The 15,556-nt window shown below is 66.7% G+C and carries 11 protein-coding genes; 2 read left to right on the top strand and 9 right to left on the bottom strand.

What is annotated here, in order from left to right:
* Positions 1-22: 22 nt before the first annotated feature.
* The 5 genes from BM197_RS06435 to BM197_RS06455 form a co-directional block, all read right to left on the bottom strand.
* Positions 23-1,384 carry a maltokinase N-terminal cap-like domain-containing protein gene (locus BM197_RS06435; RefSeq protein WP_090709890.1) on the bottom strand — a complete coding sequence of 454 codons (1,362 nt, stop codon included), beginning with the start codon at positions 1,382-1,384 and terminating at the stop codon, positions 23-25.
* A 64-nt stretch (positions 1,385-1,448) separates the two neighbouring features.
* On the bottom strand, positions 1,449-2,231 hold the full coding sequence (locus BM197_RS06440; protein WP_090709892.1) for an alpha/beta fold hydrolase: 783 nt from the start codon (positions 2,229-2,231) through the stop codon (positions 1,449-1,451).
* 55 nt (positions 2,232-2,286) lie between these two features.
* Positions 2,287-3,171, bottom strand: a complete 885-nt coding sequence (locus BM197_RS06445; RefSeq protein WP_245762421.1) for a hypothetical protein — start codon at positions 3,169-3,171, stop codon at positions 2,287-2,289.
* Entirely contained in the window at positions 3,171-5,801 is a 2,631-nt protein-coding gene (locus BM197_RS06450) for an ATP-binding protein (RefSeq protein ID WP_090709893.1), read from the bottom strand. The genes BM197_RS06445 and BM197_RS06450 overlap by 1 nt, the downstream gene beginning before the upstream one ends.
* A gap of 79 nt (positions 5,802-5,880) precedes the next feature.
* Positions 5,881-8,472, bottom strand: a complete 2,592-nt coding sequence (locus BM197_RS06455; protein ID WP_090709895.1) for an ATP-binding protein — start codon at positions 8,470-8,472, stop codon at positions 5,881-5,883.
* 119 nt (positions 8,473-8,591) lie between these two features.
* Here BM197_RS06455 and BM197_RS06460 point away from each other — a divergent pair, with 119 nt between their 5' ends.
* Entirely contained in the window at positions 8,592-10,298 is a 1,707-nt protein-coding gene (locus BM197_RS06460; protein WP_090709897.1) for an NAD(P)/FAD-dependent oxidoreductase, read from the top strand.
* 5 nt (positions 10,299-10,303) lie between these two features.
* On the opposite strand, the gene BM197_RS06465 is transcribed toward BM197_RS06460, so the two are convergent.
* Both BM197_RS06465 and BM197_RS06470 read right to left on the bottom strand, forming a co-directional pair.
* On the bottom strand, positions 10,304-11,176 hold the full coding sequence (locus BM197_RS06465) for a DUF72 domain-containing protein (protein ID WP_245762422.1): 873 nt from the start codon (positions 11,174-11,176) through the stop codon (positions 10,304-10,306).
* Positions 11,151-11,588 carry an MSMEG_6728 family protein gene (locus tag BM197_RS06470; protein WP_090709899.1) on the bottom strand — a complete coding sequence of 146 codons (438 nt, stop codon included), beginning with the start codon at positions 11,586-11,588 and terminating at the stop codon, positions 11,151-11,153. Before BM197_RS06470 ends, BM197_RS06465 begins: the two co-directional genes overlap by 26 nt.
* A 100-nt stretch (positions 11,589-11,688) precedes the next feature.
* On the opposite strand from BM197_RS06470, the gene BM197_RS06475 reads away from it, so the two are divergent.
* A complete protein-coding gene (locus BM197_RS06475) occupies positions 11,689-12,732 on the top strand; it encodes an ATP-dependent DNA ligase (protein ID WP_090709900.1) in 1,044 nt (347 codons plus the stop codon).
* 605 nt (positions 12,733-13,337) lie between these two features.
* On the opposite strand, the gene ligD is transcribed toward BM197_RS06475, so the two are convergent.
* On the bottom strand, positions 13,338-14,384 hold the full coding sequence (ligD, locus tag BM197_RS06480) for a non-homologous end-joining DNA ligase (protein ID WP_177216747.1): 1,047 nt from the start codon (positions 14,382-14,384) through the stop codon (positions 13,338-13,340).
* A 107-nt stretch (positions 14,385-14,491) separates the two neighbouring features.
* A complete protein-coding gene (locus tag BM197_RS06485) occupies positions 14,492-15,520 on the bottom strand; it encodes a ScyD/ScyE family protein (protein ID WP_090709902.1) in 1,029 nt (342 codons plus the stop codon).
* Positions 15,521-15,556: the final 36 nt, after the last annotated feature.

A 15,556-nucleotide genomic window follows, 5' to 3' on the forward strand; every position in this document is an offset into this window, starting at 1 on the left:
CACGCGACGGAACCCCTCGCGATCAGCGGCTTCGGCTGGCAAGCCGGCGCAACGCCGACAGTGGGATGGGCAACCAGTCCGGTCGGTTCCGTGCCTCGTACACCGCTTCGTACACCGCTTTGTCCATCTCGAATGCGTCCAGCAGTTCCCGGTGGGCTCTGAGGTCGGTGCCGGATTCCTCGATGTAGCCGCTGAGGAAGGCACGGCGGGAGGCGCTCGTCCACTCGGCGGCGTGCTCGGTGCTGCCGAGCGAACCCGCGACGTAGTCGAAGCTGCGCAGCATTCCGGCCACGTCGCGAAGGGCGAAGTCTGGCCGGGACCGTTCGAGCATCGGGCGGAGCGGTTCTCCCTCGAAATCGAGGAGGATCCACTGGCCGTCGGCGAGCAGCACCTGGCCGAGATGGTAGTCACCGTGGACGCGCTGCAGCGGCGGCCACTCGAGGTCGCCGGCGGCAGCGTATAGGCCGTCGATGACTCCGCGGAGCTCAGCGATCGCCGGAACTTCGTCGATGGCAACCTGCAGCCGGGACTGCCAGCTGCTGAGCGCCTCTGCGATGTCTTCCACAGAGGCCGGACGCGTCCCGAAAGATGCCGCCAGCGTGCGGTGGACCTCAGCGGTGACCGCGCCGAGTGCATGCGCGTCGGCCCTGAAGTCGATGCCCGCCTCACTCGCTCGCAACGCGAACCGCCAGGCATCCTCAGCGCCGGTCATGAATTCCTGGGCGAAGGCAAGGTGCCCGCGGGCCCGGCCGCCGGGCTGGCCCACGTCGTTCCACTCCCCCTCGACGCACCCGATCGAGTGCGGAACGCTGTGCGAACCCGCTGCCGCCAGCGCGGACTGAAGGACAACGTCGGGGTTCTCGCCATGGTGCAGCGCACGGAAAACCTTGCAGATCACTCGCAGGGGACCGTCCGGCGTGTCGACGCGGTAGATGATCGACGTGTTCGACTGTTCTCCCGTCAGCACGCGTGCGCTGAGAATGGACGTCACCTCCAGCTTCCCGAAAGCGCGCCCGGTGGCATCCGCCCCTTCCGACGCCGCCGTGGCGTTGCCGGTGATCATGGTCAGCAGCGACTGGGAATAGGCGGGATCATGGGGTCCGTCGTAGAGATAGACCGTGTCGTTCCCGCTGGGGTACGTGCCGATCAGCGCCCCATCGGCATCGTCGAGGGGGGATTCCCGTTCGGTGACCGGCACCTGGTACAGCACCGGCACGGTCGCACTGTGATCCATGATCAGGTGGCTGTGGACCTGGGCGTCGGCGGCGGGTATCTGCCAACTGCCGATCAGTTCGAGCTCGGGGAGGCGCCCTTTGCTGGCGAACCAGCGTTGGGATCCGAGCCAGGGGGCGATGAGGTCGAGGTGGCTCGTCAGCACAGACATGTACGAAGACTATTACGCCATTCAGTCCAGACCCCCGGTCAGGCCCCGGGGTTGACAGCGGCTCTCACGCTGTGAGGAACTCCGTGATCTCCCGCGCCATGACCTCGGGCGCCCAGCCGTGATTGCGCGCATCGATCCGCCGTTGGCTGGCGTTGGGCAGCGCGCCGACGATGGCGTCAGCCGCCGGCGGGAAGATCGGCTGGGTCTCCTCGCCGAGCAGAACGATCGTGGGAACGGCGATCGACCCCCACTCCCCGGGCAACGTCGCGCCCCGTTCCGCCTTCTCCAGGACGGCCGCGTCGTAGGCGAGCGTGTGGGCGATCGAGAGCAGCGTGGGCCAGGCCGGGCTGTTTTTCGCCCCCTCGAACCACTGTCGCGGCATGTCACGCATGAAGAAGGCAACCGCGCCCTCGCGGTCGCCCGCAGCCAGGCGCTCCTCGAGGCCGGCGAGGTTCTCGGAACCGTCACTCTCCAGGTCGAGCGGGGGCTCCCACAGCACAAGCCTCGTGGCGCCCGGCAGAACCGCAGCGGCCCACAGGCACAGCACAGCGCCCGATGAACTGCCGTACAGAGCCGCCGATCCCCCGGCAACGTCCAGAAGCGCCCGGATGTCATCCACCTCGCGGTCCACGTCAAATGGCAGCGTGTCCATGCTCTCGCCGCGACCACGACGGTCGAAGGTGATCGCCGTGAAACCATTCTCGGCCAGCATCCGGGCGACCTCGGCGGTCCCCGTGTCGAATGCGCGGAACTGGTTGGCGCTCCCGACCAGGATGATGGCGGGCCCGTTACCCTCTCGCTGGAAGGCGATGCGGGTTCCGTCGGCGGAGGTGGAGAATCCGGTCACGATTCTCCCGGTGGTAGCGGTGACAGGCGTTCAGACTGGCACGATCGATGCGCGGTCACAATGCCCCGGCGTCGCGGTTTCGGCGAGCGCGTCGCTCACAGTAGACGTACAGAAGCACATACGCCACGGGTGCCAGTACCAGGGTTGCGACGACCGGCAGGGTCACGAGGTTCTCCCACAGGAGCTGCTCACGGCAGAGGATGAGGGCAAGGTTGAGGAAGATCAGGCTGACCAACTGCGCCTGGAACACCCAGCGGAACGCGCTCCACCGCGAGTCGAGCAGCAACCAGAGGTGCACGGTACCGGGAAGGGTCAGTACGGTCCCGATTACCCGTGCCGTCAACGGCGTGACGTCCCAGGCCCACGAGCCGACGGCAACCGTCGGAACGATGAACAGGACGAGTCCGGTCACCAGCGCCGCCACTCCGAAGAGGGCGAGAAGAATTCGCGCAGGCCAGGGGATCGTCGTGTCGATGGCATCCGGTCTGCCTCTGTCCGCCCGCCAGTTGACGATCAAGACAGCCAGCAGAAGGATCGGTGTGACCAGATAGAGCGTCGCCCACGTGATGAACGAGATATGGCCGAAATGAAACCGATCCCAGTGCAGCACCGTGGCAACGGCGAGGAGCGTCGCGAAGAGCAGAGCCCCGGGGAATCCGTGTCTTACCCGGTGCCAGCGATCCTGTCGAAGAACCTGGACGAAGAACCAGATGCCGCCGGCATACGCGGAGGCCAGAACCATGGCGGTGAGCGGCGGCTGGATCGTCCACGCGAACAGTTGCTCGGTGTCGCCCGGGAAGAAATAGAGCAGGAGAACCGCGGCCGTGAGGAACGGCAGCACGAAGACGGACACCGCCTTGGTGAGCGGTCGGATGCCGTCATCACCGCGCGCCGGTGGTGTGCCCGGAGGCCGCGATGGGGAGGTCCCGCGCTCCGCCATCAGTAAAGACTCCGTTCCGGTGTATTCGTGACAGGCAGGCGCAACGCCTCTTCCGCCGCCGCCCGTGCCGAGAGCGTCCGCCCCGCCGCCCGGGCCTGCTCGAACAGGGGTGCTCCCTCGCTAGCGAGGATCTGCGCCACCCACTGCTGGTGGAACGAGAACGACGGCGCGTTGTAGAGGCCGCTCTGCTCCCGCAGCCGTTCCGCTGCTCCGAGCAGTCGACCGGCGCGCTCAACGTCGCCGCTTGACGCTGACGTCGCGACCATGCCTTCGAGGCCGTAAGCGATGCCCTCGTCGTGGGAGGCATGGAGTGACAGGCTCAGGCTCTCATCGAATGATTCCTGCGCGGCTGGTAGCGCACCGAGCAGAAGTTGTGCCCAACCCAGGTGGTGCAAGGCGATCGCCTCACTGAGTTCGTCCCGCAGCGTTCGAGCGAGTGTCAGGCTGTTGTGAAATCGTTCGAGAGCGCCCTGAACGTTCTGTTGCAACAGGGCGACCCGCCCAAGGGTGACGAGCGCCATCGCCTCGCCCCAGGTGTCGTCCGCCTGCCGGAAGATCTCCAGGCTGGACTCGAGGTGCTCGGCAGCCCCGATAGGGTCAGGTTCCCGCGCGGCCAGAAGCGCCAGAGCGAGGGAGATCCGGGTCAGCGCCTCACCGGGAGGGTCACCGGCCCGCCGGAACAGGTCAGCACTTTCGAGGAGGCCCGGCAGCACCTGTCCGTCCGGGTCCTGCCAAAAGGTGATGGCGTACGTCCAGTAGAGGGCGACAGCCCGGCTCAGGTCGGCAAGGGGCACCCCGGAAGCGAGAAGCGATTCCATCCATCCGCGCACCTCCCCGTGGTGACCGCCGACCCACCAGAAAATGTACAGCGCCCACGTGAATTGGGCTGCACGATCCCCGTCTTCCAGCTCAAGAAAATATTGCTCGGCGGCACGGATATTGGCCCAGTCGTCGGTAAGCCTCATCATCCACTCCCGCTGCTTCGGACCTTCGAGCTCGGCCTCCGCCTGGACGCCGAGCTCGAGGAAGTACCGGGCATGCCGCTCCCGGAGCTCAGCGAGGGTACCGGACGATTGCAGCTGCTCGATGGCATACGCGCGAACCGTGGCGAGCACCCAGAAGTACGAACGACTCCCCCGATCCTGCTGCCGCACGAGACTGTTGTCGACGAGCGCTCCGAGAATGCCGAGCGTGTCTGACCGCCCCGCCGGGTCCCAGATCGCTTCGATCGCCTCCAGGGAGAATCCGCCATCAAAGACCCCGATCGCGGCGAGGAGCTCTTTCTCGTCCTCCCCGAGCATCTGTGTACTCCACTCGATCGTCCGGCGCAGCGTCTGTTGCCGTGCAGGGAGATCACGAGCGCCGCCACCGAGGAAGGGCAGCAGGCGGTCGAGCCGTTCGAGTATCGCCGCGGGCGACAGGACCCGGATCTTCGCCGCCGCGAGTTCCAGCGCGAGAGGTACCCCGTCGAGCGCGGTGCAGATGCCGACGACGGCCGCCACGTTGGCCGGTGTCACCTCGAAGTCGGGCTTCACCGCGTGCGCACGCTCGAGAAAGAGTGTGACGGCCGGAACTCGCACCACGTTCTCCGGTGCCATCCCCGCACCGGCAGGCGGGAGCGCAAGCGGCCCTACGGGGAAGCTGTGCTCAACCGACACGCGAAGGAGGATTCGGCTGGTGACGACGAGGGTCAGGCCGGGGGCGGCCGTCAAAAGCTGTACCAGCGTTGTCGCGCCCTCGACGATCTGCTCGAAGTTGTCGAGGATGAGCAGCATGCGGCGAGCGCGCAAAGCTATCGTCAGCTTCTCCATCAGCGGAGTGTCCCCGATGTCACGGACTCCGAGTGCCCGGGCGAGAGTGCTCGGGATCAGCGCGGGGTCATGCACCGCTGAGAAGTCGACGAAGCGCACGCCGCCGTCGAAGGCGTCGCGAACCCGGGCGGCGGCCGCGATCGCCAGCCGGCTTTTCCCGATGCCTCCCGGACCGGTGAGGGTGAGCAACCGAACAGTCCCGCCCCGCAGCATCCCGTCCAGGGAATGGAGTTCCATCTCGCGGCCGATCAGCTCCGTGAGAGGCGCAGGAAGGATCACGGCGTCATCAGAGTCGACGACGGCCGATGCGGCGGGGGGCGGGACAGCAAGAGGTTCGACCCGGCTTTGGTCGAACCGCTCGGCCAGAAGGATGGCGAGGTCGGCCTCGAGGAGCCCCCGCAGCTCACGCGGGTCCGAGAAATACTTGAAAGACGCGGAGTCGTCCGAACGGATGCGGTCGAGCAGCTCGGTGAGGCGGGGTTCACGCGACGTCGACTCACGGATGTAGATCAGCTTAGGCATCGCCGGAGACGACAGCAGGTATTCGTCTGCCAGCCCTGATACCTCCTCACCCGGCGCAACCCAGCCGTACCGGTCTCCGTACAAACCGACGAAGACGTCGCTTTGCTCAAGGTACGACCGATACAGCTCGCGGGGAGGATGCGGCCGTGCGCCGAGCTCGAACATCACCGGCGCCAGGTGCAATCGCTCGATGGCGGTGCGCGCTGCCTTGCGTTCAGGCGCGAGTTCCTTGAGCGTCGAACTGACGAAAACGCGCAGACGCTGGTCGGGGGTTCGAATCGCTCGTGAGGGATTCATGCGCAAATTCTCGGTCGATCCGCTCGCCGCGTCCACCCCTCGTGCACTGAACCCGGCAGCGCATCTCCGCCTGGAGTCGCTAGAGAGCCAGGCCCAGGGCCTCCTCTGCCGCTTCTCTCGGCGAGAGCGATCGACCCGCTGCCCGGGCCGCCTCGAACGTCGCGGCGGAATCGCCGGCGAGGATGGGCGAGATCCACGCGGGGACGAAGGACATCGCCGGTGCACTGTAGAGACCGCTCTGTTCCCTCAGCCGTTCGGCGGCTCCAAGCAGGCGACCAGCGCTCCTCACATTCCCACGGGAGGCTGAGATCGCAACAATGCCCTCTAGGCCATGGGCGTTGCCCTCGTCGTGGCCGACGAGGAGCGACAGAGTGAGGCTCTCGTTGAATGACGCCTGTGCCTCACGAATCGCTCCGAGCAGAAGTTGCGCCCAGCCGAGATGATGCAAGACGATCATTTCGGTCAGTTGATCTCCCTGCGCCCTGGCAAGGGTCAGGCTCGTCTGGAACCGGGCCAGCGCGTCATCGACGTCGTGGTGCAACAGTGCGACGTGCCCGAGGGTGACGAGGGCCATCACCTCCCCCCGCACGTTCCCCGCACTGCGAAAGAGCGTCAGGCTGGATTCAAGCTGCTCCCTGGTCGCGGTCGGGTCAGGTTCGGGCGTTATGAACAAGGCGAGGGCGAGGGAGAGGCGCGTCAGGGCCTCGCCCGACCGATCACCCGCGCGGTTGAACAGCTCAGCGCTGCGGCGAAGGCCAGGCACCACCTGCCCGTCGGGATCCTGCCAGTAGGTGATCGCGTATCTGAAATAGAGGGCGATCGCCCGGCTTCGTTCCGTCAGCGGCGCCCCGGCGGCGAGCACCGCCTCCATCCACCTGCGCACCTCCCCCAGATGCCCACCCACCCACCAGAACAGGTACAGCGACCATGCGAAGGCGGCGGCACGATCCCAGTCCTCCTTCTCGAGAAGGTATCGCCCGGCAGCACGGAGATTGTCAGAGTCGTCGCCGAGCCTCGCCATCCACTCCTGCTGTGACGGGCCGACAAGCCCGGCGTCAGCCTCCAGACCGACCGTGATGAAGTAACGGGCGTGACGTTCCCGAAGCGTGGCGAGACCCCCGGCCGACTCGAGCTGCTCGAGCGCGTACGCGCGAACCGTCGCCAGCACGGCGAAATAGGACCGTTCGCCTCTGTCCTGCTGCCGAACGAGGCTGCTGTCGACGAGCGAGCCCAGGGCGCTGAGGGTGTCAGCGCGAGAGTCCGGATCCCAGACTGATTCGATCGCCTCAAACGAGAACCCGCCTTCGAATACGCCGATCGCGGCGAGCAGGTCCTTCTCGTCCGCACCGAGCATCTGCGTGCTCCAGTCGATCGTCCGACGAAGCGTCTGCTGGCGGGCCGGAAGGTCACGAGGCCCGCCGCCCAGAAACGGCAGCAGGTGGTCGAGCCTGGAGAGGATCGATGCGGGCGTCAGCATACGGATCTTCGCCGCCGCCAGTTCGATGGCGAGCGGCACGCCGTCCAGTGCCGCGCAGATCCCGACGATGGCGTGAACGTTTGCGGCGGTGAGCTCGAAGTCGGGCTTCACGGCGCGTGCACGCTCGAGAAAGAGTGCCACGGCGGGGATGCCGGCCACCGTGCCTGGATCGGCCCGCGTCCTTACTGCCGGCAGTTCGAGGGGCCCTACCGGGTAGCTGTGCTCGCCCGACAGCCGCAGCAGGCTCCGACTCGTGACCAGAAGGCTGACGTCGGGGGCATTGGCGAGAAGGTCAGCCAGCGCAGGCGCCGCGCCCACGATCTGCTCGAAGTTGTCAAGCAGGAGCAGCATCCGGCGATCGCGGAGCGCCACCGCGAGCTTCTCCTCGACCGGAGTATCTCCTGTGTCACGAATGCCCAGGGCCTGGGCGATCGTCACCGGCACGAGTGACGGGTCGCGCACCGATGAGAAATCGACGAAGAGCGTCCCGTCGGGGAAGACACCGCCCATGCGTCCAGCCACTGCGATGGCCAGTCGTGTCTTGCCGATGCCGCCGGGACCGGTGAGGGTCAGAAGCCGGGTCGGCGCGTCCGTCAGCATCCGTTCGATGATGTCCAGCTCGTGTTCGCGGCCGACCAGTCCGGTAGGCGGCACCGGCAACCGTTTGTCACCGACCAGAGTCATGGTCTCCGGTCGCCCCTCGGCGGGACCAGGCGCGCCCACGTCGAACCGCTCGGCGAGGAGCGTCGCCAGGTCCGCTTCGAGGAAGGCCTCCAGTTCGGGAGGTTCCGCGAAGTACTTGAAGGACGCGGCATCGTCCGACCGGATGCGATCGAGCAACTCGGTGAGGCGGGACTCCCTCGAATCCGACTCGCGGATGTAAATGAGCTTGGGCATCGACGACGGTGACAGCAGGTATTCGTCGGCAAGGCCCGACACCTCTTCACCCGGTGCCACCCAGCCGTATCGGTCCCCGTAGAGGCCGACGAAAATGTCGCTCTGGGCCAGGTACGAGCGATAGAGGTCGCGGGGAGGGTGCGGGCGTGCCCCCAGCTCGAACATCACCGGCGCGAGGTGCAGGCGCTCGATTGCGGTGCGCGCCGCGTGGCGTTCCGGCGCCAACTCCTTGAGCGTCGAACTGACGAAAACGCGCAGGCGCTGATCGGGTGTGCGAATCGTCCGCGAGGGATTCATGACTGGGATTCTGAAACGCGGCTCCCGGGTCCGTCCACCCCTCCGCGACGAAACCGGTGGTGCGCGTGCGTGGCCCGGAGTACTCTTGCCGCAGAATTCCGGCAGTCGGAGGAGGAGACATGACCGAAACCGAGACGAGTTCCGGGCCGATCATCCTCGCCTGCGCGGCGGCTGATGACACGAGGGAACGACTCGCCGCTGAACTGCAGAGCCGCTATTCCGCGAGCTATCGCATCCTTTCGTCGTCAAGCGCTGCCGAATCTGCCGAGTTGCTCCGCCGCGCCGCAGCCGACGGACATGCGGTCGCCCTCGTCCTCTCCGACGACCTCACTGAAGACGAGAACGAAGGGACAATCTTCGATGTCGCGCGCCGTCTGTTTCCCGACGTGCGCCGTGGGCTCGTCGTGCGGTGGGGTTCCTGGGTGGACCCAGACGTGGCCCAGGCCATCTTCAGTGCCATGACCCGCACGCTGATCGACTATTACGTGGTGCAACCACGGCACACACCCGACGAATACTTCCACCGCATGGTGACCGAGTTCCTGCTCGAATGGGAGCGGGCAGCGGGCGACCACTCGCCCGATGCGATCGTCCTCGGCCGGGACGGGTTGCCGCGGGTCCATGAGATCCGACGGTTCCTGTCGCGGGCCGGCATCCGTTTTCGTTATGCGGCTCCCGGCTCCGCGCTCGCCGAGGGGACGGCCGAGGAGACGGGGCTCCCGGCGTCGGACGCGCCGGCGGTGCGCCTCGCCGACGGCAGGCTCCTCGTCGACCCGGCAAACGCGGAATTAGCGGATGCCGTCGGCCTCACCACCACTCTGCCGTCGCACACCGTCGACCTCACAATCATCGGCGCCGGGCCCGGCGGGCTCGCCGCCGCGGTTTACGCCGCTTCTGAGGGCCTCGACACCCTTGTCCTGGAGCGGGAGTCGATCGGCGGGCAGGCCGGGTCCAGCTCGCTCATCCGCAACTACCTCGGTTTCTCGCGGGGCGTCTCCGGCGCTGAACTGTCCGAGCGCGCCTACCAGCAGGCCTGGGTCTTCGGCGCCCGCTTCGGCCACACACGTGAAGTCGTCGGTATGGAGGTGGACGATGACGGGTTCGTGCTCCATGTGGCCCCTGGTGACACCGTGCGCGCCCGCGCGGTTGTACTCGCCACCGGTGTGTCCTATCGGAGGCTCGCAATTCCCGGACTCGACCCGTGGGTAGGCTCTGCGGTGTTCTACGGGGCATCCGCCGTCGAAGCGAAGGCACAGACCGGTCGGATCGTGCACGTGGTCGGCGGAGGCAACTCCGCCGGCCAGGCGGCGTTGCACCTCGCCCGCTACGCGGCATCCGTCTCGTTGATCGTTCGCAGCCCGAATCTCGCGGCCAGCATGTCCGCCTACCTCATCGACGAGCTGTCGGCGGCGGGCGTCGCGGTGCTCACCGAGACCAAGGTCGTCGGCGGCGGGGGTACCGGCGATCGGCTCGACCATCTGGTGCTGCGGCACAGGGGCACGGGCGAGGAGACCACTGTTCCCTCGCATGCGCTGTTCATCACGATCGGCGCCGCCCCGCATACTGGCTGGTTGCCCGACGCGGTGCTGCGTGACGACTGGGGGTTCGTCTGGACCGGAAGCGACGTTGTCCTTGAGGGTGGTCGCAGGGCCTGGTCCCACGAACGGGCGCCGGGGTCGCTCGAGGCGTCCGTACCCGGATTCTTCGCCATCGGTGATGTGCGGCGCGGGTCAGTCAAACGTGTCGCCTCGGCCGTCGGGGAAGGGTCAGTGGTGATCTCGTCCGTGCACGCGTTTCTCGCGGAGCAGTCGGCCGAGAAGGGCTGACCGTCTCACGGTGCCGGCGCGAGCAGCTCACGCAGTCGCATTGCGTCGTACGGCGCCCGGACCTTGACGTCGTTGTCGCAGTACACGTAGACGTCGCGGGGCAGGCCATCGCTGACGCTGGCGCCGGTGCGCCAGCCGTCGATGCGGGCCGCCCATTCCTGCAGGGACTCCTCCGGGTAGCCGCTGACATACAGTTCCTGCGCGCCGTGCAGCCGCACGTAAACGAAGTCGGAGGTCACCTCGAACATCTGCGGGAAGTGCCCGGCACTGTCGGCGACGACGAGGCCGACATCCTGCTCCCGCATGAGCTCGACGAACTCCTCACAGTCGAAGCTCGGATGCCGCACCTCGACACAGTGCCGGATCGGCCGGTCAGCGTCGGTCCGCAGCCAGGTTCGGTCTTTCAGCCGTTCGTCGTGGCCACGCGCGAACTCGACGGCGGCCGTCGTCGTCCGCGGCAGCGCGGAGAGGAAGGAGCGCACCAGTTCCGGATCGAATTCGAGGTTCGGTGGAAGCTGCCAGAGGATCGGGCCGAGCTTGGGTCCGAGCGCGAGCAGCCCCGACGCGAAGAAGTTCGGCAGTGCCGTGTCGGCGTTTCGCAACCGGAGCAGGTGGGTGAGATACCGGCTTCCCTTCACCGCGAACACGAAGTCGTCTGGCACCTCAGAGGCCCAGCGCACATAGCTGGCGGGTGTTTGGAGCGAGTAGAACGACCCGTTGATCTCGACCGAGTCGAGGCGTTCCGCGGCGTACGCGAGTTCCTTTTTCTGGACGAGGCCTTTCGGGTAGAACACCGACCGCCACGGCTTGTACCGCCAGCCTGAGATCCCGATGCGCGCCGTACCGATGTCGCTACCGGGTGGGCGCTGGCCAGACATAAGGAAGATCGTCGGGGACGCCGGGGAACAGGGGTCCGTAGTGGGCGGGGTCTTTGCGGATCAGGTTGGATCGGTGACTGAGATGCAGGGCTTCGTCCCCGATCCACGGCGGCAGCTCGAGTTCGTCTTGGCTGAGGAGCTCCACCTCGGGGGCGAACATCAGCACCTGCTCACGCACCGTGTCAGAGTGGCCGCGCTCGATCCAGGCATCCGTCATCTCCAGACCGTACCGGGTCAGCGCCGGAACGTAACCGCGCCACATCTTCGCCGCCGGGTGGTTGCGCCAGCCATACGTGGGAATGGTCACCGCACGCAGGAGCTGCAGCGCTTCGACACGCTGCTTGCCGAGCCGGGCTCGGTCGAGCACTCGGGCACTCTCGGCGAAAGAGGAATACGGAAGGAACGTCTGCACAGTGGCACGACGCTAACACCGGCCCTCCTTGAGACGGTAAGGGTTGACGCGTCGACTCCCGCCACTGTCGGAGCGGCCTGGAGTGCGGCAGGATCGAGCCATGGAAACTGCGCTCCCCTCTCCCATGCTCGCCAAAGCGGTCGACGCCGTTCCCGACCAGAACAGCGTCGACGGCGGGCTCAGTTACGAGCCGAAGTGGGACGGGTTCCGCGCGATCATCGCCTTCGACGGCGAAACCGTCGAGATCGGCAGCCGCGGAGCCAAGATGCTGACCCGCTACTTTCCTGAACTGACGGATGCTCTCAGCCGGCTCCTGACTGAACCTTGCATCCTCGACGGCGAGATCGTCGTTCCGACCGGCGTGGCCGGCGGCCAGCGGCTGGATTGGGAGGCGCTGACGGCCAGGATTCATCCGGCGGACAGCCGGGTGAAGACGCTTGCGGCTGAGACGCCGGCGATGTTCGTCGCGTTCGACCTTCTCGAACAGCGCGGGGAAAGCTTTCTCGACGTGCCATTCGGCGAGCGGCGGGCACGGCTGGAGGCACTCGTCGGCAGTGCCGAGCATCCGCTGCACCTCACCCGTACGACGACGGACGTGGACCTCGCGAGAAAGTGGCTGGTCGAATTCGAGGGCGCGGGACTCGACGGTGTTGTCGCGAAACCGCTCGCGGCGGGGTACGCGCCGGGCAAACGGCTGATGCTGAAGATCAAACACCATCGGAGTGCGGATGTCGTGATCGTCGGCTACCGCGTGCACAAGAGCGGCAGCGGTGTCGGGTCACTGCTCCTGGGCCTCTACGACGACGCGGGCATCCTGCGCAACGTCGGAGGGGCATCCGCGTTCAGCAACGCCCGACGGCGTGAGCTGGTCGACGAACTCGCTCCCCTTGTGCTGAGGGACGAGGACGGCGAAATCGCAACCGCGGCGACGGACCGCAGCAGGTTCAGCGCCAGCAAGGATGTCTCGTTCGTCCCGTTGCAGCCGACGCTCGTCGCCGAGGTGCAGTACGACCAGATGGAGGGCATGCGGTTCCGTCACACCGTGCAGTTCTCCCGCTGGCGGCCAGACCGGGAAGCCACGTCGTGCACGTTCGAACAGCTCGATCAGCCGATCGCCTATGACCTCAGCGATGTGTTGGACTAGGCAGCCCGCCTCCGCTCCCCCTCCGCTCTCCTCCGCTGATCGAGTAGCTCGCTCAGCGAGCGCATCGAGACCCCGCGGCGCCACGAATACGCACACTCCAGACCAATTCACCCGGCGCACCGAGTGTTCCCGTCCGCAGTGAGTGGTTCCGTGCATGCGCTTGCGCCGATGCCAACGGATGCCGCCCGCTCGGCGCCCCGTGGCATCCGCCCACAAGGCCCCACAACGTCACGAATTCACTTGGTTCGGACCAATTCACCCCCGGCGCACCGAGTGTTCCCGTCCGGAGTGAGTGATTCCGTGTCATCCGCGGACGCTCCAACCGAAGCGTGCGGGCTACATCAACTCCGCTCGCTTGAAGGAGCGAAGCGACTGAAGCGTGCGGGAGGCGGCTAAGGCCCCTGGCAGCAGGAAGTCCTCGCCGACGGGCTTCGTCGCTGGCGCTCCTCCAGCCAGCGGAGGGCCTCCAGCCAGCGGGGGTGGGGCCCTCGCGTCACCGGAAGCACCTAAGAGTCCCCGCGGCGCCACGAATACGCCCACTCCAGACCAATTCACCCGGCGCACCGCGTGTTTCCGTCCACACTGAGTGATTCCGTGCATGCGGACTACTCGACCGGCTCGTCCCCGTCCCAGTTCTTCGCGTTCTTCCGGCTCGGCTGCACACGCGGGGGCTCCCCCGGCATCTTCGGGAAGTCCGGCGGGAACGGTAGCTCTCCGAGGCCGTTGGACAGGTCCCGCTCCCACCATTCGAGCAATACGTCGATCGTGCCTGGCTTGTCGTGCATGTTCTCCCACGGGTCGCCGACCGTGCGCAGCCGTTCTGGCAGCGTCAGGATTGTGAACGCGGTCGGGTCGGCGCCTTCCAGCTCGTCCCACTCGAGCGGGCAGGACACCGGCGCGTGCGCGAGAGCACGTGGGCTGTATGCACCCGCCATCGTGCGGTCCCGGTTGGCCTGGTTGAAGTCAACGAAGATCCGCTCGCCGCGCTCTTCCTTCCACCAGTTCGTGGTGACCGTGTCAGGCATCCGGCGTTCGAGTTCCCGCGCAGCCGCGATCACCGCGTGACGCACGTCGAGGAACTCGCGCTGAGGCTCGATCGGGGCGAAAACGTGGATGCCGCGGTTGCCGCTGGTTTTGACGAAAGCGGTGAGGCCTGCCTCGTCGAGGACCTTGCGGAGCTCGAACGCGGCGGGGACAGCGTCGCCGAAGTCGGTCCCGGGCTGCGGGTCGAGGTCGATGCGCAACTGGTCGGGGTTGTCGGAGTTTCCGGCACGGGACGGCCAAGGGTGAAAGACGACGGTGTTCATCTGCACGGCCCAGACGGCTGCCGCCGGTTCGTCGAGGACGACTTGCGGGTGGGACCGGCCGCTCGGGTAGACCACGGGCACTGACCGCACGAAATCCGGTGCGCCCTTTGGAGGGTTCTTCGAGAAGAACTGTTCGCCGTCGATTCCTCCGGGGAAGCGCTGAAGGGAGACCGGGCGATCGCCGTTGGCGCGGATGAAGGCGTCGCCAACCTCGATCATGTACGTGGCGAGGTCCAGTTTGGTGAGCCCGGATTCAGGCCACAGCACCCGGGTTGGGCTGGAGATTCGCACCTCATGCCCTTCGCCGGGTCCGGGGACAGGGAGGACAACTGCGTCGTTTGCCATGGGAACAACCTAGCGGCGCACCGGGCACCCAAGCCATGGCAGTGCAGGAGAGGCCCCACCCCGACGTGACGGGGTGGGGTCCCTCCTGCGGTTTAGCGCCGATCCCGCTAGTGTCCGTGCCTGGTGCCCTGGCAGTCCCCGTGGCCGATCAGGTTGGTGATCTTAAGGACGTCGCCACCGAGGGTCACGACGTAGGCCGTGTTCCTGACGACTTCGAGTGACGTGGGCAGGTTGAGGTCTTCGGCGATCACCGACACCTCACCGTCGCGGTGAACCATGAGCAGTTCTCCGCTGTCCGGAAGGGCAGGAGAGCCCTCGATCACGTCACCAGGTGAATCCCCCTGCGAGAGGGCGAAGAGCGAACCGCAGCGACCGGTTTCGACGTCGATCATCAGGCTGTATCCGGATGCGACGGTGCTGGCTGTTGGGCTGTCTGCCTTCCAGGAGAAGCTGACGATCCGGCCGTCCTCGGGCAGGTACGGGACCGGCCCGGCTTGAGCGAGGTATACCGTGCGGCCCTTCACATCCAGCCCGGTGGGTACGACGTTCTCGAACTGGATCACCTCCGAAACGGAGCCATCGAGCGTCACAAGCAGAACGCGGTTGTGGTGCCCGTCGGTGACGAGGAAGCCGCCGTGCACCGGCTGGAGCGCGAATTGCAGACCGCTGGGCTGGTCGAAGGGCGTGTCAGGAGGATTCATGGTGGACCAGGCGCCGAGGTCGGCGATCAGGGTGAAGCTGTCGGCGTCGTCGATCCGGTAGATACCGTTCACCTCTGAACCACCGACATCCGGGCCGACCAGGGTGACGAGGGCGTATGCGGTGTCGCCGACGAAGGCGACGTCCGTGATACCGCCGATGCCGACGACATCCGACGGCAGGCCGCTGGCGAAGGTCGAGGTCGCCCCGCTGTCCAGATCGATGCGGGTGATCTCGCCGGTTGCGCTCTGGGGAACGTAGAGCGCCCGGTCGGGGCCGATTGCGCTTCCTGTTGTGCCTTGCAGGCCCGACGCGAGAACGGTGACCGTGGGTTCGCCGGTGTTCGGTGTGGCCGAAGCAGCGGCGGGCACGAGAAGGGCTGGCAGCAGAAGTGCCGCCGTCGCGGCACCAAACAACGCTGTTCGTGATGTTTTCATGGGAGTTCTTTCCGGTTGGTGCGTGACATGACCGGA

Origin of the sequence: Mycetocola miduiensis (assembly GCF_900115155.1) — a bacterium.
Lineage (GTDB): Bacteria > Actinomycetota > Actinomycetes > Actinomycetales > Microbacteriaceae > Mycetocola_A > Mycetocola_A miduiensis.

Coding starts and splice junctions, on each gene's coding strand:
- BM197_RS06485 (WP_090709902.1), bottom strand. CDS start 15,520: ATGAAAACATCACGAACAGCGTTGTTTGGTGCCGCGACGGCGGCACTT.
- BM197_RS06445 (WP_245762421.1), bottom strand. CDS start 3,171: ATGGCGGAGCGCGGGACCTCCCCATCGCGGCCTCCGGGCACACCACCG.
- BM197_RS06435 (WP_090709890.1), bottom strand. CDS start 1,384: ATGTCTGTGCTGACGAGCCACCTCGACCTCATCGCCCCCTGGCTCGGA.
- BM197_RS06455 (WP_090709895.1), bottom strand. CDS start 8,472: ATGAATCCCTCGCGGACGATTCGCACACCCGATCAGCGCCTGCGCGTT.
- BM197_RS06475 (WP_090709900.1), top strand. CDS start 11,689: ATGGAAACTGCGCTCCCCTCTCCCATGCTCGCCAAAGCGGTCGACGCC.
- BM197_RS06460 (WP_090709897.1), top strand. CDS start 8,592: ATGACCGAAACCGAGACGAGTTCCGGGCCGATCATCCTCGCCTGCGCG.
- BM197_RS06465 (WP_245762422.1), bottom strand. CDS start 11,176: ATGTCTGGCCAGCGCCCACCCGGTAGCGACATCGGTACGGCGCGCATC.
- ligD (WP_177216747.1), bottom strand. CDS start 14,384: ATGGCAAACGACGCAGTTGTCCTCCCTGTCCCCGGACCCGGCGAAGGG.
- BM197_RS06450 (WP_090709893.1), bottom strand. CDS start 5,801: ATGAATCCCTCACGAGCGATTCGAACCCCCGACCAGCGTCTGCGCGTT.